Origin of the sequence: Pseudomonas sp. IT-P260, from assembly GCF_949768395.1 — a bacterium.
Taxonomy (GTDB): Bacteria; Pseudomonadota; Gammaproteobacteria; order Pseudomonadales; family Pseudomonadaceae; genus Aquipseudomonas; species Aquipseudomonas parakoreensis.
This window is the reverse complement of record NZ_CATKPO010000041.1, coordinates 160,011-177,112: the sequence shown is the minus strand read 5'-3', so window position 1 is coordinate 177,112 and position 17,102 is coordinate 160,011. Positions and strand designations below refer to the sequence as shown.

Annotated in this window: 15 protein-coding genes; 4 read left to right on the top strand and 11 right to left on the bottom strand. The window is 61.0% G+C overall.

What is annotated here, in order from left to right:
• The first annotated feature begins 32 nt into the window (after positions 1 to 32).
• Positions 33 to 1,040: a DUF481 domain-containing protein gene (locus ACM6HV_RS21935; protein WP_414905279.1), complete on the top strand. Its 1,008-nt coding sequence runs from the start codon at positions 33 to 35 to the stop codon at positions 1,038 to 1,040.
• Between the two features lie 163 nt (positions 1,041 to 1,203).
• On the opposite strand, the gene ACM6HV_RS21930 is transcribed toward ACM6HV_RS21935, so the two are convergent.
• Positions 1,204 to 1,413 carry a cold-shock protein gene (locus ACM6HV_RS21930; RefSeq protein ID WP_002554837.1) on the bottom strand — a complete coding sequence of 70 codons (210 nt, stop codon included), beginning with the start codon at positions 1,411 to 1,413 and terminating at the stop codon, positions 1,204 to 1,206.
• Between the two features lie 353 nt (positions 1,414 to 1,766).
• Here ACM6HV_RS21930 and dcd point away from each other — a divergent pair, with 353 nt between their 5' ends.
• Both dcd and ACM6HV_RS21920 read left to right on the top strand, forming a co-directional pair.
• Positions 1,767 to 2,333 (top strand): dCTP deaminase, encoded by a 567-nt coding sequence (gene dcd, locus ACM6HV_RS21925; protein WP_003222308.1) that lies wholly within the window; start codon positions 1,767 to 1,769, stop codon positions 2,331 to 2,333.
• A gap of 102 nt (positions 2,334 to 2,435) precedes the next feature.
• Positions 2,436 to 2,645 (top strand): hypothetical protein, encoded by a 210-nt coding sequence (locus ACM6HV_RS21920; protein ID WP_047292047.1) that lies wholly within the window; start codon positions 2,436 to 2,438, stop codon positions 2,643 to 2,645.
• A 46-nt stretch (positions 2,646 to 2,691) separates the two neighbouring features.
• On the opposite strand, the gene pdeM is transcribed toward ACM6HV_RS21920, so the two are convergent.
• The 10 genes from pdeM to ACM6HV_RS21870 form a co-directional block, all read right to left on the bottom strand.
• A complete protein-coding gene (pdeM, locus tag ACM6HV_RS21915; RefSeq protein WP_414905278.1) occupies positions 2,692 to 3,348 on the bottom strand; it encodes a ligase-associated DNA damage response endonuclease PdeM in 657 nt (218 codons plus the stop codon).
• Complete coding sequence (locus ACM6HV_RS21910; RefSeq protein WP_414905277.1) at positions 3,345 to 5,834, bottom strand: ligase-associated DNA damage response DEXH box helicase; 2,490 nt, start codon at positions 5,832 to 5,834, stop codon at positions 3,345 to 3,347. The genes pdeM and ACM6HV_RS21910 overlap by 4 nt, the downstream gene beginning before the upstream one ends.
• Before the next feature lie 171 nt (positions 5,835 to 6,005).
• The gene (locus tag ACM6HV_RS21905; RefSeq protein WP_123586990.1) at positions 6,006 to 6,770 is read right to left on the bottom strand and encodes an ABC transporter ATP-binding protein; all 765 of its coding nucleotides are present in this window, start codon (positions 6,768 to 6,770) and stop codon (positions 6,006 to 6,008) included.
• A gap of 13 nt (positions 6,771 to 6,783) precedes the next feature.
• Positions 6,784 to 7,902 carry a succinylglutamate desuccinylase/aspartoacylase family protein gene (locus tag ACM6HV_RS21900; protein ID WP_414905276.1) on the bottom strand — a complete coding sequence of 373 codons (1,119 nt, stop codon included), beginning with the start codon at positions 7,900 to 7,902 and terminating at the stop codon, positions 6,784 to 6,786.
• Positions 7,903 to 7,913: 11 nt separating this feature from the next.
• A complete protein-coding gene (locus tag ACM6HV_RS21895) occupies positions 7,914 to 8,624 on the bottom strand; it encodes an ABC transporter permease (protein ID WP_041070638.1) in 711 nt (236 codons plus the stop codon).
• Positions 8,621 to 9,349 (bottom strand): ABC transporter permease, encoded by a 729-nt coding sequence (locus tag ACM6HV_RS21890; RefSeq protein ID WP_003222319.1) that lies wholly within the window; start codon positions 9,347 to 9,349, stop codon positions 8,621 to 8,623. Before ACM6HV_RS21890 ends, ACM6HV_RS21895 begins: the two co-directional genes overlap by 4 nt.
• Before the next feature lie 57 nt (positions 9,350 to 9,406).
• The gene (locus tag ACM6HV_RS21885) at positions 9,407 to 10,189 is read right to left on the bottom strand and encodes a transporter substrate-binding domain-containing protein (RefSeq protein WP_064586299.1); all 783 of its coding nucleotides are present in this window, start codon (positions 10,187 to 10,189) and stop codon (positions 9,407 to 9,409) included.
• Positions 10,190 to 10,577: 388 nt separating this feature from the next.
• Positions 10,578 to 12,266 (bottom strand): ATP-dependent DNA ligase, encoded by a 1,689-nt coding sequence (locus ACM6HV_RS21880; RefSeq protein ID WP_414905275.1) that lies wholly within the window; start codon positions 12,264 to 12,266, stop codon positions 10,578 to 10,580.
• Entirely contained in the window at positions 12,263 to 13,297 is a 1,035-nt protein-coding gene (locus ACM6HV_RS21875; RefSeq protein WP_047601187.1) for a ligase-associated DNA damage response exonuclease, read from the bottom strand. The genes ACM6HV_RS21880 and ACM6HV_RS21875 overlap by 4 nt, the downstream gene beginning before the upstream one ends.
• Before the next feature lie 187 nt (positions 13,298 to 13,484).
• Positions 13,485 to 15,935: a penicillin acylase family protein gene (locus ACM6HV_RS21870; RefSeq protein WP_414905274.1), complete on the bottom strand. Its 2,451-nt coding sequence runs from the start codon at positions 15,933 to 15,935 to the stop codon at positions 13,485 to 13,487.
• A gap of 446 nt (positions 15,936 to 16,381) precedes the next feature.
• Between ACM6HV_RS21870 and ACM6HV_RS21865 the strand changes: the two genes are divergently transcribed.
• A complete protein-coding gene (locus ACM6HV_RS21865; RefSeq protein WP_414905273.1) occupies positions 16,382 to 16,939 on the top strand; it encodes a cysteine hydrolase family protein in 558 nt (185 codons plus the stop codon).
• Positions 16,940 to 17,102 lie beyond the last annotated feature (163 nt).

The window sequence follows — 17,102 nt, the reverse complement described above, 5'->3', positions numbered from 1 at the left end:
TTTTTTCGCAAACTTGAGCCCTTGAACTGCTTATGCTGTCCAGAACCCTGCTGTGCCTTGCTGTTTTCAGTGCGTCTACGCCCCTGCTTGCCGACACCGTCTGGTTGAAGAACGGTGACAAATTGAGCGGCAAGATTTCCGTTTTCGATGGCGGCAAATTGCTGATTCAGACCCAGTACGCGGGTGCGGTCACCATTGACTGGAAAGAGGTCAAGACCCTGCAGAGCGATCAGGAACTGCTGGTCAAACAGGACGCCTACAACGGTGAGAAGGCCAAGTCGCTGAGCGCTGCTGAGGACGGCAAGGTCACTCTGGCCAACGGCGAGGCGCCGAAAACCGTCGAGCTGGCGAGTATCCAGCAGATTCTCAAACCGAAACCGGTGGTCGAAGATCTGGTGTGGAAAGGCAATATCGGCCTGGCGATGGACTATCAGCGGGCGGAAAAGGATACCGACGATTACGACATCGACTTCAAGACCACCGCACGTCATGGTCGCTGGCGGCACACTGCCGAGGGCGAATACAACCGCGAAGTGCAGGACGACGCAGTCACCACCAATAACTGGCGCGCTGAATACGCGCTCGACCGTTTCCTCACCGACAAGTGGTTCTGGCAGGGGCGCCTGAACTACAAGCGTGATTACGTTGAAGAGCTGTCACGTCAGCGCGTGGTCGGTACCGGTCCGGGCTACCAGTTCTGGGACGACGAGCTGGGGGCGTTCTCGCTCGGCTCGCTGCTCAACCGCACCGATTACGAGTACAGCGATGGCGGCAAGGACAATTTCTATTCGGTCGCCATGAAGTGGGATTACAACCGCTACCTGATCGGCAAGAAGGTCGAGTTCTTCACCAACGGCGAACTGGGCAAGCCGCTGTCGGACGTGGCCAACTACGCGCTGGATGCCGAGATGGGGCTGCGTTACAAGGTCACCGACTGGGCGTCGCTCAATCTCAAGGCCGAGCGCGACATCATCAGTGGCACGAAGGACGCAGATTTGAACAAGACCCGCTATACCGCAGGGTTTGGCGTGGCCTGGTAAGGCACAAGCAAAAGATCGCAGCCTGCGGCAGCTCCTACAGGATGAACACCATTCCCCTGTAGGAGCTGCCGCAGGCTGCGATCTTTTTTTGCGTCTGGAAAACAGACACCCACAAAAAAGCCCCGCTTTTGAGGGCGGGGCTCTTTTCTAAAGAAGCTACAAGTTAGATAACTTGTACTTCTTCAGCTTGCATGCCTTTCTGACCGCGGGTAGCGATGAAAGAAACCTGTTGGCCTTCTTTCAGGCTTTTGAAGCCGTCGGATTGGATAGCTTTGAAGTGAACGAACAGGTCGTCACCGGATTGTGGAGTGATGAAGCCGAAGCCTTTTTCATCGTTGAACCACTTAACGGTACCGGTTTGGCGATTAGACATGGTGTAACTCCTTGAACAAAGATAACTGCGACTCAGGAAGAACCCTGGCCGAGACTGAGTGCAAAGAGCAGGAAAAATTCTTGTAGATGGTTGGATCGAAATTCAACATATCGTGTAGAGATTCTCAGTGACACAAGCAGCACAGTGGCGCCACCTTAACCCTTTTTCCGGAACGTGCCAATGCTTCTTGCGAAGGTTTCTCTGTTTTAAGGATCGGCGGTGTGACGCTTCGTCGCCAGGGCGCGTATTTCCAGCGTGTTCGCCGAGAATTGCAGCGCACACTTTGAACCCGGCGGCGCGCCCGGTAAGATGCCGGACAGATTTTTTCCACCTCGCTATTCAGGACACCCGCCATGAGCATCAAATCGGACAAGTGGATTCGCCGCATGGCGCAGGAACACGGCATGATCGAGCCTTTCGTCGAGCGCCAGGTGCGCGGCAGCGACGACAGCCGTGTGATCTCCTACGGTGTGTCGAGCTACGGCTATGATGTGCGCTGCACCAACCATTTCAAGGTGTTCACCAACATCAACTCGGCGATCGTCGACCCGAAAAACTTCGACGCCGGCAGCTTTGTCGACATTCACAGCGATGTCTGCATCATTCCGCCGAACTCCTTCGCCCTGGCCAGCACCGTCGAATACTTCCGCATTCCGCGCAACGTATTGACCATCTGCCTGGGTAAGAGCACCTATGCGCGTTGCGGCATCATCGTCAACGTCACCCCGCTCGAGCCTGAGTGGGAAGGTCATGTGACCCTGGAATTCTCCAACACCACCAACCTGCCGGCGAAGATCTATGCCAACGAAGGTGTGGCGCAAATGCTGTTCCTCGAATCCGACGAACAATGCGAAGTTTCCTACAAGGATCGCGGCGGCAAGTATCAAGGCCAGCGTGGCGTGACCCTGCCGCGTACCTGATCCGTCCGGCAGTTCGCGGGAATTCTTTGGCGGGCAGGCACTCTATGGGGTGTACTGCCCGTTTTTGCTTCTGGCAAAGCGGGCCTTCGCCGAGGAGGTTGCATGAAGATCGATCCGCATATCACCGCCGAACTGGCAAGGCTTGAGCCCAATCAGGTTGGCGTTTTGGCCTGGTCATTGTTGGCACACCCGGCTTTCCATATGGCTGGCGGCATTCCCGGTCAGCCTGATCCCGATACGCCCAACGAACAACCGACCGAACCGGGCGAGCCGACGCTGCCGGACGAGCCGCCACCCGCGCCAGTGGCCTGAGCCGCTGCCCCATAATGGCCAGTTGGCCGAGGTGTGCCCCAAGACCTCAGCTGACTGGCCATATTTCGTTGTCGCCGACGACGAAAATCCTGCAGGTGTCATCCTTCTCCACCGCAAAGCCGCCGGTAAACGCGCCAAACGCCGGCAACAGGCTCAAACCCTCGCCCAACCGGAAACACGCCAGACGCAAACGCTGCCGCCCTTTGCCGTTAAGCCGATAGACGGGATGCACGTGCCCGGCCAGCACATGCCGTTCCGGGTGCGGGTCGGGTTCGTGTTGTAAGGCAAACGGCCCGAGCAGCATCGGTTCCGGAACCACGCGGATATTCAGCGCCGCCGGCGGGTCCCCGGCGCGCTTGTCGTGGTTGCCGCGAATCAGTGTCATCGGCAGATCCGCGTGACGTGCGCGCCATTCGGCCAAAGCATTCAGCGTGCCCGCCGCATGCGAACCGGGACCGTGCAGAAAGTCACCGAGGAAAAGCAGCTGCCGGCAGGGCAGCCTCGCCAGCAAGCGGTCGAGCACTTCAATGTTCGCCGTCGTGGTGCCTTGTGGCACTGGCTGGCCGAGGCTGCGGTACGCCGCAGCCTTGCCGAAATGCACGTCGGCGATCAGCAGCGCTTGCTGCGCCGGCCAGTACAAAGCCTTTTCCGGCAGCAGCCAGAGTTCCTCGCCGGCCAGGCGCACGGGATACGCTGCACTCATGAGGCTTGACCCTTGTCGGCGGATTGCTCCAGATCACCGACCATGCGCCGGATGCGGTCGGCAAGTTTTTCCGAGCTCATGCTTTCGCGCATGCGCTCCACCAGCAACGGAAAGCCCAGCGGTGTAGGCCGTTTGATCAGGTGCATGTCCAGTTTCATCCGGTTGATTCGCTCCAATGTCTGTTCCAGACGACGAATATCCAGTTCTTCGCGCAGGACTTCTTCCCCGGCCTGGGCCAGCAGCAGGTTATCGGCGTCGTATTGCTTGAACACCTCGAAGAACAATCCGCTGGAGGCCTGCACCTGACGGGTACTTTTCGGCGCGCCGGGATAGCCGGCGAACACCAGCCCGGCGATCCGCGCAATTTCGCGAAAGCGCCGCAACGCCAGCTCCCCGGCATTCAGGCTGGCGAGCACGTCGCGCAGCAGATGCTCGGGGCTGAGCAGCGTTGCATCGAATTGCCCGGACCAATCGACCGGTGTGGCGCTGAGCAACTCCAGCCCGTAATCATTGACCGCAATCGAAAACGTCAGCGGCTGGCGCTGGCTCATGCGCCACGCCAGCAGGCTGGCGAGCCCCAGATGCACCTGGCGCCCGGCAAACGGGTAGAGGAAAAGGTGCCAGCCTTCGCGGGATTTCAGCACCTCTGCCAACAGACTGTCGGAAGTGGGCAGATCCGACCAGCGCGCCTGGGTTTGCAGCAACGGTTGCAGCGCTTGCATTTCCGGGCTGGCGAACTCACCGCGCGCGGCCGCTGTGAAGCGACTGACCACGGCAGCGGCCAATTCGTTGGAAAGCGGCATCCGCCCGCCATTCCAGCGCGGCACGGCGGCTTTCTTTGCGGTGCTGCGTTTGACGTACGCGGTCATGTTTTCCACCCGCACCAATTCCAGCAAACGCCCGGCGAACAGAAAGCCGTCACCCGGTTTCAGCCGCGCGATGAAACCTTCCTCGACGCTGCCCAATTGCTTGCCGCCGCCACCCTTGCTCCAGAATTTCAGATGGATGCTCGCATCGCTGACGATGGTGCCGATGCTCATGCGATGGCGGCGGGCGAGCCGTGCATCGGGGACGCGCCAGACGCCATTTTCGTCCGGTTCGACCCGGCGGTAATCCGGATAGGCCGTCAGAGACAGCCCGCCGTGACGTACGAATGCCAGCGCCCAGGCCCAGTCCGCCAGCGTGAGGTCTCGATAAGCCCAGGCACCACGGACTTCTTCGTACAGCGCCTCGGGAATAAAGCCACCGCCTAGCGCCATGCTGACCAGATGCTGCACCAGCACATCCAGCGGTTGGTGCGGCGACAGGCGCGGTTCGATGTGGCGTTGCGCCACGGCATCGCGTGCGGCGACGGCTTCGATCAGCTCCAGGCTGTGGGTCGGCACCAGCGTCACTCGCGAGGTGCGCCCCGGCGCGTGACCGGAGCGCCCTGCACGCTGCATCAGCCGCGCCACGCCCTTGGCCGAGCCGATTTGCAGCACCCGTTCCACCGGTAAAAAATCCACGCCCAGATCCAGGCTTGACGTACAGACCACGGCTTTCAACTGCCCGTCCTTCAACGCTTGCTCGACCCAGTCGCGGGTCTCGCGAGACAGTGAACTGTGGTGCAGCGCGATCAGTCCGGCCCAGTCCGGCCGCGCTTCGAGCAACGCCTGATACCAGATTTCCGACTGCGCGCGGGTGTTGGTGAAGACCAGGCTGCTGGCGCAGGCGTCGAGTTCGGCGACAACCTGCGGCAGCATCTTCAGACCAATGTGCCCGGCCCACGGAAAACGATCGATGGCGGGCGGGATCAAGGTGTCGACCTTGAGTGATTTTTCGCTCTGGCCCTGCACGCTGATGCCGCCGCCCTGTGGGATCAGCACCTGTTCGGCGTGGGCTTGATTACCAAGGGTCGCGGACACGCCCCAGACGATCAGCTCCGGTTGCCAGTGGCGCAGGCGGGCGAGGGCCAGTTGCAGCTGTACGCCGCGTTTGTTGCCGAGCAATTCGTGCCATTCATCGACGACGATCATGCGCAGGCTCGACAGTGCGGTTTGTGCGTCGGCGCGGGCGAGCAGCAGGGTCAGGCTTTCCGGGGTGGTGATCAGCGTAGTCGGCAGGCGTCGGCCCTGACGCGCGCGTTCAGCGCTGCTGGTGTCGCCGGTGCGCAGACCGATGCTCCACGGAATCTGCAAATCGCTGACCGGCGCTTGCAGGGCACGCGCGGTGTCGGCAGCGAGGGCGCGCATCGGCGTGATCCACAACACGGTCAGTGGTTCGGCTGGTGCTTTGCGTTTTTTGCTGTCTGCAACGCTGGGTTTGATGCGGGCGAAGCGGTTGAGCGCGGCGAACCACACCGCATAGGTTTTACCGGCGCCGGTGCTGGCATGGAGCAACCCGGACTGACCTTGTTTGACGGCGGCCCACACCTGCTTTTGAAAGGCAAACGGCTTCCAGTTGCGTGCGCTGAACCAGGTTTTTGCGAGGTCGGTGGAGGTGGGCATACCGGCGGCGTGCGCTCTGAACGTGTTCCTTCAGTGACCGCGCCGACTGGCGAAAGGTTTAATCACGCCGCAATCCCCGTGTAGGAGCTGCCGCAGGCTGCGATCTTTTGATGTTGCCTTTCAAAATCAAAAGATCGCAGCCTGCGGCAGCTCCTACATTGGAGATTCGGGTTACTTGAGGTTTCCGCTGAGGAACTGCTTCAGCCGTTCGCTGCGCGGATTGCCCAGCACGTCTTCCGGCGCGCCTTCTTCTTCCACCAGGCCTTGATGCAGGAACAACACCTGGCTGGAGACCTTCCGGGCGAAGCTCATTTCATGGGTCACCATGATCATCGTCCGGCCTTCTTCAGCCAGACCCTGAATCACTCGCAGCACCTCACCCACCAACTCCGGGTCGAGCGCCGAGGTCGGTTCGTCGAACAGCATCACTTCCGGCTCCATCGCCAGCGCCCGGGCGATCGCCACCCGCTGTTGCTGGCCGCCGGAGAGAAACGCCGGGTACTGATCGGCGACGCGCGCCGGCAGGCCAACCTTGTCCAGGTAACGTCGGGCGCGGTCTTCCGCTTCCTGTTTGCTGCAACCCAGCACCCGGCGCGGGGCCATGGTGATGTTTTCCAGCACGGTCATGTGGCTCCACAGATTGAAGTGCTGGAACACCATCGCCAGTCGCGTGCGCAGGCGTTGCAGTTCATTCGGGTCGGCGACATGCATGCCGTGGCGGTCGGTGACCATGCGAATCGCCTGGCCGTCGAGGCTCATGGCGCCATCGTTGGGTTGTTCGAGGAAGTTGATGCAGCGCAAAAAGGTGCTTTTGCCCGAGCCACTGGCGCCGATCAGGCTGATCACGTCGCCGGTTTTGGCCTTGAGCGAAACGCCTTTGAGTACCTGATGGTCGCCATAGCTTTTGTGCAGACCTTCAACCGTCAATTTGTACATGGGACAGACATCCTCAAGGCGAAAGTAGGTAGCCGCTGCGATAGGCTTCGGCGCCGGCCACGTGGGCGATCACCATGCCGGCAGTGGCCATGCGCCGCAGCGAGCGGGCGTACATCACGCCGGCAGCGGTGCAGCAAATGGGGGTAACCCGGTCACTGATCGGGTCGATGATTTCGGCAATCTGTTGCCCGGCTTGCAGGTACTGGCCGGCTTGCGCGGTGTACACCAGCAGCCCGCCGGCCGCTGTCGCGACCGGCTCGACACCGGCCAAAGGTGTTGCGGGGAAGGGCAAGGGCGGTTGCGGCCGGGTCTCGCCGACGATCGCATCGAACTGGATCAGGTAATCGATCAAGGCCTGGCAGTCACGACTGGCCATCGGGTGATTGACGTCACCCTGGCCGCGCAACTCCACGGTCACTGAAAAACTGCCCAGCGGAATCTCGAAGTGCTCGCCAAAGCGTTCCTGCAGTTGCCACCACAGCAGGGTGAAGCATTCGTCGAACGACTGGCCGCCGGAATCGGTGGCCAGCAAGCTCGCCTGGGCTTCGATATAACGCGCCAGCGGCTCGACCTGCGGCCACGCCTCGGGCGTGGTGTAGAGGTGAACCACCGATTCGAAATCGCAATGCAGGTCCAGCACCATGTCGGCATCACACGCCAGCCGTTGCAGGGTCAGGCGCTGGGATTGCAGCTGCGTGGCGGGTGTCTGGCGGGCGAGGGCGTTGCGCAGGCTGGCGCGGATCAGCTCAAGGTTGCGCTGCGGGTCGTCGCCCAGTTGGCCCTCGATGTCGTTGCCGATTTCTTCGCTGAGGTCGACGAACCAGCGATTGAAATTCTGCCCGCTCTCCAGCTCGTAACGGCCCAGCGGCACGTCCATCAGCACTTGTTCGAGGCCGACCGGATTGGCCACCGGCACCAGCACGATCTGACTGCGCAGGCGCCCGGCGGCTTCCAGCTCCGCCAGGCGCTGCTTGAGGTGCCAGGCCACGAGCATGCCGGGCATTTCGTCGGCATGCAGCGAGGACTGGATGTAGATCTTGCCTTGGGCCTGCTCAGGGCCGAAGTGGAAGCTGTGGATCTGGCGTGCGGTCCCCGGCACCGGGGCCAACAGGTCATGGATCTGGTGTCGCATTACAGGGTTTCCTAGTGGGTCGGCCCGAGGAAGGCCAGCCATCGGCGTTCGGCGAGGCGGAACAGGCCGACCAGCGCAAAGGTAATGGTCAGGTAGATCAGCGCGGCGATGCCGAACGACTGGAAGGTCAGGTAGGTCGCCGAGTTGGCGTCCCGTGCCACTTTCAGGATGTCGGGGATGGTCGCGGTGAAGGCCACGGTGGTCGAGTGCAGCATCAGGATCACTTCGTTGCTGTAATACGGCAACGAACGGCGCAGCGCCGAGGGCATGATCACGTAGGCATACAGCTTCCAGCCGGTCAGACCGTAGGCCTTGGCCGCTTCGACTTCACCGTGGTTCATGCTGCGGATCGCCCCGGCGAAAATCTCCGTGGTGTAGGCGCAGGTGTTCAAGGCAAACGCGAGGATCGTGCAGTTCATCGCATCGCGAAAGAAACTGTCGAGCAACGGCTGCGCGCGCACTGCGGCCAGGCTGTAGATCCCGGTGTAGCAGATCAGCAACTGGATGTAGAGCGGCGTGCCACGGAACAGGTAGGTGTAGAACTGCACCGGCCAGCGCACATAGAAGTGCGAGGACACCCGGGCAATCGACAGCGGGATCGACACCAGGAACCCGATGAAGATCGAGGCGCTGAGCAACCACATCGTCATCGCCAGCCCGGTGATGTTGGTGCCGTCGGTATAAAGGAAGGGTTTCCAGTATTCCTGCAGGAGTTCGATCATCGTACGGCCTCCCGGGCACCGGCGGCGTAACGGCGCTCAAGCCAGCGCAGGATGACGTTCGAAGCACTGGTGATCAGCAGATAGATCAAGGCGGCGAGTACCAGGAAGTAGAACAGTTGATAGGTGCTTTTACCGGCGTCCTGCGCGGCTTTGACCAGATCCGCCAGACCGATGATCGACACCAGCGCGGTGGCCTTGAGCATCACCATCCAGTTGTTGCCGATGCCCGGCAGGGCGAAGCGCATCATTTGCGGGAACACCACGAAGCGAAAACGCTGGCCGCGCTTCAGGCCATAGGCAGTGGCCGCTTCAACCTGACCGCGCGGTACGGCGAGAATCGCCCCACGGAAGGTTTCGGTGAAATACGCGCCATAGATGAAACCCAGGGTGATCACCCCGGCGGTAAAGGAGTCGATCTCGATGTAATCCCACTCCATGACGTCGGTCAGGGCGGTCAGCCAGGTTTGCAGGCTGTAGAAGATCAACAGCATCAGCACCAGATCCGGCACCCCTCGAATCAGCGTGGTGTAGAGCTGGGCAGGCAGGCGCAGCAGTTTGGATTTCGACAGTTTGGCACTGGCGCCCAAGAGACCGAGCAACACGGCCACCAGCAGCGACAACGCCGACAATTTGATGGTCATCCAGGTGCCTTCCAACAGCAACGGACCGAAGCCCTTGAGGCTGAAGGCGGAGAGCCCCAGATTTTGTAAGAGGTTTTCGAACATAAATCAGCAACCTGAGCGGATGGAAAAGGCGCCCATCGAGTGATGGGCGCCAGGGCATTATTTACCGCTGTACAGATTCAGATCGCCAAAGTGTTTCTTTTGAATCTCGGCGTATTTGCCGTCATCGTGTAACGCTTTGATACCTTTATCTAAAAGCGCCTTCAGGTCTTTGTTACCTTTCTTAATACCGACAGCGGTTTTGGCTGGCAGCAATTCGCTGTCGACCGGCTTGCTGACTTCGTAGTTGGCGCCATCCGGCGACTTCAAAAAGCCCAGTTCGGCTTGCAGCATGTCCTGGATCGAGGCGTCGAGACGGCCGTTTTTCAGGTCGGCGTAGACCTGGTCCTGGTTGGCGTAAGCCTGGATTTTCACCCCGGCCTTCTCCAGGACGGCCTTGGCGTAGGCTTCCTGGATGGTGCCTTGCTCGTAACCGACGGATTTGCCCTTGAGAGAGGCGACGTCATCGCTCAGGCCGGAACCCTTCTTGAACACATAGGAAGTCGGGCCGGAGAACAGTTCGCTGGAGAAATCGATCGCCTTTTCACGGGCCGGGGTTACGGTCATCGACGAAATCACACCGTCGAATTTGTTGGCGTTGAGGCCCGGAATCATGCCGTCGAAGTCGCTTTCAACCCATTTGCACTTGACCTTCAGCTCGGCGCAGATCGCGTTGCCCAGGTCGATGTCGAAGCCCACCAGGCTGCCGTCGGCCGCTTTCGACTCGAACGGTGCGTAGGAAGGATCAACGCCAAAACGCAGCTCTTTGTATTCCTTGGCCAGCGCGGAGCCGGCAGCCATGCACAACGCCAGTGCAGAAAGGGTCAGCAATGCTTTTTTCATTATTCAATCCCTAAGAACCAATATGAGCGCTTGTGGCGCAGAATTATTGTTACTGGAACGCGTACGACCTATAGAAAGTAGCAATTTCCGAACCAGAGTCCCGAACAAGTGTTTTAAAAGGTTGGGGGAGGGGAGAGGGAAAGGGATTGGTGCACGGAACCGGGCGGTTGTTGAAGGCTGCACCAAGTTGGGTCGAGGCATGCATTTTCAAGTGATGGGATGAGCCATTGTGGCGAGGGAGCTTGCTCCCGCTGGAGGGCGAAGCACTCCCCAGGTTTTTTCAGACTGACCGTCTTTTTTGCGACTGCTGCGCAGCCGATCGGGAGCAAGCTCCCTCGCCACAGGGAGTTCATTCAGTTGGATGTGATCAGTGTCCCCGGAAACCGGGTCAGGCCAGTAAATCCTGCAACGTCGCCAGGCTGTCGGCCTCATCCACCGTCTTGTCCTGCCGCCAGCGCAGCATGCGCGGAAAACGCACGGCAATGCCGCTCTTGTGCCGTCGCGACAGGGCGATCCCTTCGAAACCCAGTTCGAACACCAGACTCGGTTTGACGCTGCTCACCGGGCCGAATTTTTCCACGGTGGTCTTGCGCACGATGCTGTCGACTTGGCGCATTTCCTCGTCGGTCAGCCCCGAATAGGCCTTGGCGAACGGTACCAGCGCCCGTTGGCTGGACTCAGGCGGGCCGTCCCACACGGCGAAGGTGTAATCGCTGTACAGACTGGCGCGCCGGCCATGTCCGCGCTGGGCATAGATCAAAACCGCATCGACGCTGAATGGATCGACCTTCCACTTCCACCACACGCCCATGTCCTTGGTCCGGCCCACGCCATACAGGGCGTCGCGGGCCTTGAGCATCATGCCCTCGACCCCCAGTCGCCGTGAGGCTTCACGCTGCCGGGCCAGATCGAACCAGTCACTGCCAGTGAGCATCGGCGAGGCCAGTAACACCGGGTTGTTACTTTGGGCGATCACTTGCTCCAGTTGCGCACGCCGTTCGGCCTGCGGACGATTGCGCCAGTCTTCGCCCTGCCACTCCAGCAAGTCGTAGGCGAGGACCACCACCGGCACTTCTTCGAGGATCTTCTTGTCGAGGGTTTTGCGGCCGATGCGTTGCTGCAGCAGGGCGAAGGGTTGCACCGCCGGCGCAGCTGTCGATTGCGGGTCGAACGCGTCTTCAGTGCTGGGGTGGGTGCTTTTCCAGACCACGATTTCGCCGTCGATCACCGTGCCGTCGGGTAACGCGTGGATCAACGTATCGAATTCGGGAAAGCGTTCGGTCACCAGTTCTTCACCGCGCGACCAGACCCACAACCGCCCCTCACGTTTGACCACCTGCGCGCGGATCCCATCCCACTTCCATTCCACCTGCCAGTTGCTCGCCGGGCCCAGCAATGTTTCGAACTCCTCCACCGGTTGCGACAAGGCATGGGCGAGGAAAAACGGGTAGGGCTGGCCGCCGCGCTGAGCGTGTTCGTCGGCGGATTCCGGAGCGATCAGTTTCAGGTAGCTGGCCGCGTTCGGCCGGTTCGACAGGTCGGTGTAACCCACCAGTCGCTGCGCTACACGTTTGCTGTCGAGGCCGGCCATCGATGCCAATGCGCGAGTGACCAACAGTTTCGACACGCCGACGCGAAAGCTGCCAGTGATCAATTTGATGCACAGCATCAGGCTCGGCCGATCCAGCTGCGACCACAGTGCGGGCAGTTGGCGGGCGAGATACTCCGGGGTTTCACCGCGCAGCGGCAGCAGCTTGTCTTCGATCCATTCGGCCAAGCCGGCCTCGGAGCTGTGCGAATTTTCCGGGAGCACCAGGGAAATGGTCTCCGCCAGATCGCCGACGGATTGATAACTTTCTTCGAACAGCCATGGCTGCAGCCCCGAAACCTCCACCGCCAGTTCGCGCAGGATGCGCACCGGCACCAGTTGTCGCGGGCGCCCGCCCGACAGAAAGTACACCGCCCATGCCGCGTCTTGCGGTGCAGCCTGGGCGAAGTAGGCTTGCATGGCGGCCAGTTTGGCGTTGCTGGACGTGGTGGCGTCGAGTTCGGCATACAACTCGGCGAAGGCTTTCATGCTTGCACCTCGGCGATGGCAGGTTCGGCGTCAATGTTTTCCTCTTCATCGTCGCCGTATTCGGTGTTGAAGCCTTGCGCATCCAGGCCTTGTTCACGCAGATGGCGCACCAGCACGCCGATCGAGCCGTGGGTGACCATCACCCGTTCGGCGCCGGTCTGTTCGATGGCCCAGAGCAGGCCCGGCCAGTCGGCGTGATCCGACAGCACAAAACCACGATCCACGCCGCGCCGCCGGCGGGTGCCGCGCAGGCGCATCCAGCCGCTGGCGAAGGCGTCGCTGAAATCACCGAACCGGCGCATCCAGGTGCTGCCACCGGCCGAGGGCGGGGCGATGACCAGCGCCTGACGCATGATCGGGTCGGATTTTTTGATGTCGCCGGCGTAGATCGTCGGCGGCAGGTACACGCCGGCCTCGCGGTAGACCCGGTTCAGCGGCTCGACGGCGCCGTGGCTGAGGATCGGGCCGAGGCTGGCGTCGATACCGTGCAGAATCCGCTGAGCCTTGCCGAATGAATAACAGAACAGCACGCTGGCCTTGCCCGCCGCGATGTTTGCCTGCCACCACTGGTTGATTTCGCTGAACACCTGCGCCTGTGGCTGCCAGCGGTAGATCGGCAGGCCGAAGGTCGATTCGGTGATAAAGGTGTGGCAGCGCACCGGTTCGAACGGCGCGCAGGTGCCATCGGGTTCGATCTTGTAGTCGCCGGACGCGACCCAGACTTCACCACCGTATTCCAGACGCACCTGGGCCGAACCCAGCACATGCCCGGCGGGATGGAAACTCAAGGTCACGCCGTGGTGGGTCAGCCGCTGGCCGTAGGCGAGGGTTTGCAGGTTGATGTCCTGACCCAGGCGCGCGCGCAAAATCCCTTCGCTCGCGCTGCTTGCAAGGTAGTGCTGATTGCCGTTACGGGCGTGATCGCCGTGGGCATGAGTGATCACCGAGCGCTCGACCGGACGCCACGGATCAATATAGAAATCCCCGGCAGGGCAGTACAAACCTTCGGGGCGGGCGATAACAAGGTCCATGTCGTTACCAGAATGGAGGGCTTGTTAGCTATGAGGCTGGCGCGAGTCTGGAAGTTCTATCGACTTTTTCGCGGCAGGCAAACCAATGTGGGAGCGAGCCTGCTCGCGAAAGCGGTTTAACTGACACATCTATTCTGACTGTGCCTCCGTCTTCGCGAGCAGGCTCGCTCCCACAAGGGAACTGCGTTTATTTGCCGGGGGTGAGGGTCAATCGGTTTTTGCCGTAAACCCGGTCAAAGTTCTGCGGCTGCATCGGCAGACCGATGTATTGACCCTTGAGCCACGCATCAACGCCATTGAGGTAATTCGGGCTGGCCGGGTTGCCGGACTGGCCGGTACCGTTCTGCCCCATCAAGGGTTCGGTCTGGCTGAAGTCGACAATGAAACGCATCGACGGCGCCCGTGTGGTGTTGAAGTCCTGACCCCAGGCAAATGCCGAGGTATTGAGCGTGGTGTGATCGCCGCCGGCTGCCAGTGGGCCGCGAACGGTCTGGCCGTTGGCGTTTTTCCATGTGTAGCTGTGCAGTTTGCCCCACTGCCAGGCCTTATGATCGCCACCCAACTGACTGTCGCCGGCGTTGATCGCGGCCGCCAGACTGCGCGCCAGAATCTGTGCCTTGTCTTCTTTCTGCGGGGTGTGGATGTCATCCCAGAACGGGCTGTCTTCGCGACCGAGCAGGTGATCGGCCTGCGCCGAGTAAGACAAGTCACCGTTGGCGATAAAGGCTTTCCACGTTGGGCTCGACTCGGGGCCGAGCTCATCGAGGAAGATCTGCTTCATGCTTGCTTGCAGGAACAGCTCATAGATCGCCGCATCCGCCGAGGTCGGGCTGAGTTTGCCGTCGAACGCCATCAAGCGGCTGAAGGCCTCGCGGGCCTTGCTGCGATCGGCTTCCGGCAGGGCGTCGATCGCCTGTTTCAGCGGTTGCTTCATGCCTGGCGCTTCAAACATTTTTTTCAGCTTGGCGGCAAACGTGGTGGTCTGATCGTACTGCATGGCAATCACGCTGCGACCGTCCTGTTTGCCGCTGTTGGCCAGTTCCGCCAAGCGCTCGCCGCGCTCTGGCGCTGCCCATGAGTTGGACAGCTGCATGCCGTAGCCGTGAGGAATCACCCGCTGGTTGGCAGTGCCGAGCCAGCCCTGGATCGGGTCCTGATCGTACGGGTGCAACATCGGGTCGGCGTAACCGTCCCAGTCATAACGACCTTCCCAGCCCGGCGATGGCAGCAGGCCTTCGCCTTCGCGACGGTTGGGGAAGCGCCCGGTGACTTGCCAGCCAATATTGCTGGCGTCGGCGAACACCATGTTCAGGGCGATGGCGCGGATTTCGCGACTGGCGTCCGAAGCGCGTTCAACGTTCTGCGCGCGGGTCAGGTCGAAAAAAGCGTCCAGCGATTTGTCGTCGGTAAAGTTCGGGGTTTGCAGGGCCAGGCCAAAACCGTTGCCCTGTGCCGCAGCCTGGGCACTGTTGAGCAGTGCACCGTGACGGGTTTCGTACACCGCTTCGCGAATCGGCCGCTGGCCTTTGACGAAATAGGTTTCGTTGCGCACGCCCAGCGGCTGCCATTTGCCGTTGACCTCGTAGGTCAGGCTGCTGCCCTGACGGCGGATTTTTTCCAGGAACAGGTCCTGGTTGTCGCCGAGCACGCTGGTGGCGCTCCACGCCACTTTGCCGTTGAAACCGCCGAGTACCATCGGCAAGCCGGCGACGGTGACGCCGGCAGCCTGATATTTCGGCGCGCGGATCTGCACGAAGGTCCACAGCGACGGCGCGGCCAAGGGCCCATGACTGTCGCTGGCAAGAAGGCTCTTGCCGCTGCGGCTGCGTTGCGGGGCGATCGCCCAGTTGTTCGAGGTGCTGGCGCCCAGCAGATTCACCGCTGCCAATTGTTGGCTGGCGTTGCTCAGTTCGCTCAAGCCAGGGATCTGTCCGTTGAGTTTCAGGCCTTGCAGCTTGTCGGCTTCGGCCAGCGGCAGGTTTTCGTCCGGAGCGGACGGGGTCAGCCAGGCGAGTTTGTCGGTGGTCACGGTTTGCGCCAGCACCAGCGAGGAAATCTCTTCCGGCAGGTTGGCCGACTGGCTGAAGTTCAGCAACGCAAAGATCAGCGCCGAATCTTCCGGTTTCCAGTATTCCGGTTTGTAGCCGCTGGACGCGAGGTCGCCTGGCAGTTTGTCGGCGTAGCGGAACAGGTAGGCGTTGACGCCCCGCGCATAGACTTCAAAGAAACGCTTGAGGCGGGGCGACGAGGCCTTGTACAGCTCGTCGGCGCTTTTCTTCAGGTTGACCGCGCGCATGTAGCGGTCGGCGTCGAGCATCGAGGCGCCGGACATTTCCGCCAGACGGCCTTGGGCCAGCAGGCGCAGGGTGACCATCTGGTTGATGCGGTCGCTGGCATGCACGTAACCGAGGGTGAACAGTGCGTCGTGGAAGCTGTTGCTTTCGATCAACGGCATGCCCATCGCATTGCGACGCACCGAAACGTTCTGTGCCAGCCCCTTGAGCGCTTGCACGCCGGAGGTGGGCGGGAGGGTGTCCTGAGCGTTCCAGGTCTGGCAACCGGACAGGCTCAAGACACCGGTCACTGCTGCGGCAACGCCGAACCGGGGAAGAAAATGTGTGAGGGCTGGCGAGGCCATGGCAAAGCTCCTGCGGGGGTGTAGAGGCTGGGGGCGCAATAAAGCCGCTACGTTAGTGAGCAGGCGGTGGCCGCGCAAGCGGGTCGAGTGGTTATTTCTGTATTTGTCTGACCAACCGCAAATCTGCAGAGATAACAGTGTTTTTGTGGCGAGGGAGCTTGCTCCCGCTCGGCTGCGCAGCAGTCGTTATCCAGACTGCGCATTTTTCTGATAGATCGCGGCGACCAGTTTGGGAGCGCTTCGCACTCCAGCGGGAGCAAGCTCCCTCGCCACAACAACAATCCATCCAGATATCAGGATTTCGGCGGGTTGATCTTCTGCACCAAGACATACGCGTTCACCGTCGCCGGGCGATCCTTGATCGGGTTGAATCAGAGCTTGCTCACCCCGTGGCGGTGATGCTGAAGTGCGGGAAATTCACTGACCCCGCATGAGAAAAAAACGCCATGGAGCTCAAGGCCAACGCTGCACTGATCATCATCGACCAGCAACAAGGCATTCTGCAGCCGCGCCTGGGCCGACGGAATAATCCGCAGGCCGAAGAACGCATGCTTGATTTGCTGAGGGCATGGCGCAGCAGCGGGCGGCCGGTGATTCATGTGCAGCATCTGTCCCGTGAGGCGGATTCGGTGTTCTGGCCCGGGCAGTCAGGGGTGGAGATTCAGCAGCGATTCATGCCGCAGGACGGCGAATGGCTGATCCAGAAACAGGTGCCGGACGCGTTTTGCGCCACGGGGCTGGAGGCGCGGTTGCGTGAGACCGGGATCGGGCAATTGATCATTGTCGGTGTGGCGACCCACAACTCGGTGGAATCCACAGCGCGTACGGCGGGCAATCTGGGATTTGACGCCTGGGTGGCAGAGGACGCGTGTTTTACCTTCGACAAGGCCGATTATTTCGGTACACCGCGTTCAGCCGAAGAGGTGCACGGGATGTCGCTGGGGAATGTGCACGGGGAGTATGCGACGGTGGTCAGTGCTGCGCAGATTCTCGCAGTCGCCTGAGAAACCGGTGGGAGCTGGCTTGCCAGCGATAGCGGAGCGTGAGGCTGCATCAATGCTGGATGTGCCGGCCTCATCGCTGGCAAGCCAGCTCCCCAGTCGACTGCGTTCAGGCAGCAGGAATGCGGTCAACTGTGGGAGCGAGCTTGCTCGCGAAGGCAATGTG

Bases quoted from the DNA above. Each gene is read 5' to 3' on its own strand.
- ACM6HV_RS21935 (WP_414905279.1), top strand. From the start codon at position 33: ATGCTGTCCAGAACCCTGCTGTGCCTTGCTGTTTTCAGTGCGTCTACG.
- ACM6HV_RS21930 (WP_002554837.1), bottom strand. From the start codon at position 1,413: ATGTCTAATCGCCAAACCGGTACCGTTAAGTGGTTCAACGATGAAAAA.
- dcd (WP_003222308.1), top strand. From the start codon at position 1,767: ATGAGCATCAAATCGGACAAGTGGATTCGCCGCATGGCGCAGGAACAC.
- ACM6HV_RS21920 (WP_047292047.1), top strand. From the start codon at position 2,436: ATGAAGATCGATCCGCATATCACCGCCGAACTGGCAAGGCTTGAGCCC.
- pdeM (WP_414905278.1), bottom strand. From the start codon at position 3,348: ATGAGTGCAGCGTATCCCGTGCGCCTGGCCGGCGAGGAACTCTGGCTG.
- ACM6HV_RS21910 (WP_414905277.1), bottom strand. From the start codon at position 5,834: ATGCCCACCTCCACCGACCTCGCAAAAACCTGGTTCAGCGCACGCAAC.
- ACM6HV_RS21905 (WP_123586990.1), bottom strand. From the start codon at position 6,770: ATGTACAAATTGACGGTTGAAGGTCTGCACAAAAGCTATGGCGACCAT.
- ACM6HV_RS21900 (WP_414905276.1), bottom strand. From the start codon at position 7,902: ATGCGACACCAGATCCATGACCTGTTGGCCCCGGTGCCGGGGACCGCA.
- ACM6HV_RS21895 (WP_041070638.1), bottom strand. From the start codon at position 8,624: ATGATCGAACTCCTGCAGGAATACTGGAAACCCTTCCTTTATACCGAC.
- ACM6HV_RS21890 (WP_003222319.1), bottom strand. From the start codon at position 9,349: ATGTTCGAAAACCTCTTACAAAATCTGGGGCTCTCCGCCTTCAGCCTC.
- ACM6HV_RS21885 (WP_064586299.1), bottom strand. From the start codon at position 10,189: ATGAAAAAAGCATTGCTGACCCTTTCTGCACTGGCGTTGTGCATGGCT.
- ACM6HV_RS21880 (WP_414905275.1), bottom strand. From the start codon at position 12,266: ATGAAAGCCTTCGCCGAGTTGTATGCCGAACTCGACGCCACCACGTCC.
- ACM6HV_RS21875 (WP_047601187.1), bottom strand. From the start codon at position 13,297: ATGGACCTTGTTATCGCCCGCCCCGAAGGTTTGTACTGCCCTGCCGGG.
- ACM6HV_RS21870 (WP_414905274.1), bottom strand. From the start codon at position 15,935: ATGGCCTCGCCAGCCCTCACACATTTTCTTCCCCGGTTCGGCGTTGCC.
- ACM6HV_RS21865 (WP_414905273.1), top strand. From the start codon at position 16,382: ATGGAGCTCAAGGCCAACGCTGCACTGATCATCATCGACCAGCAACAA.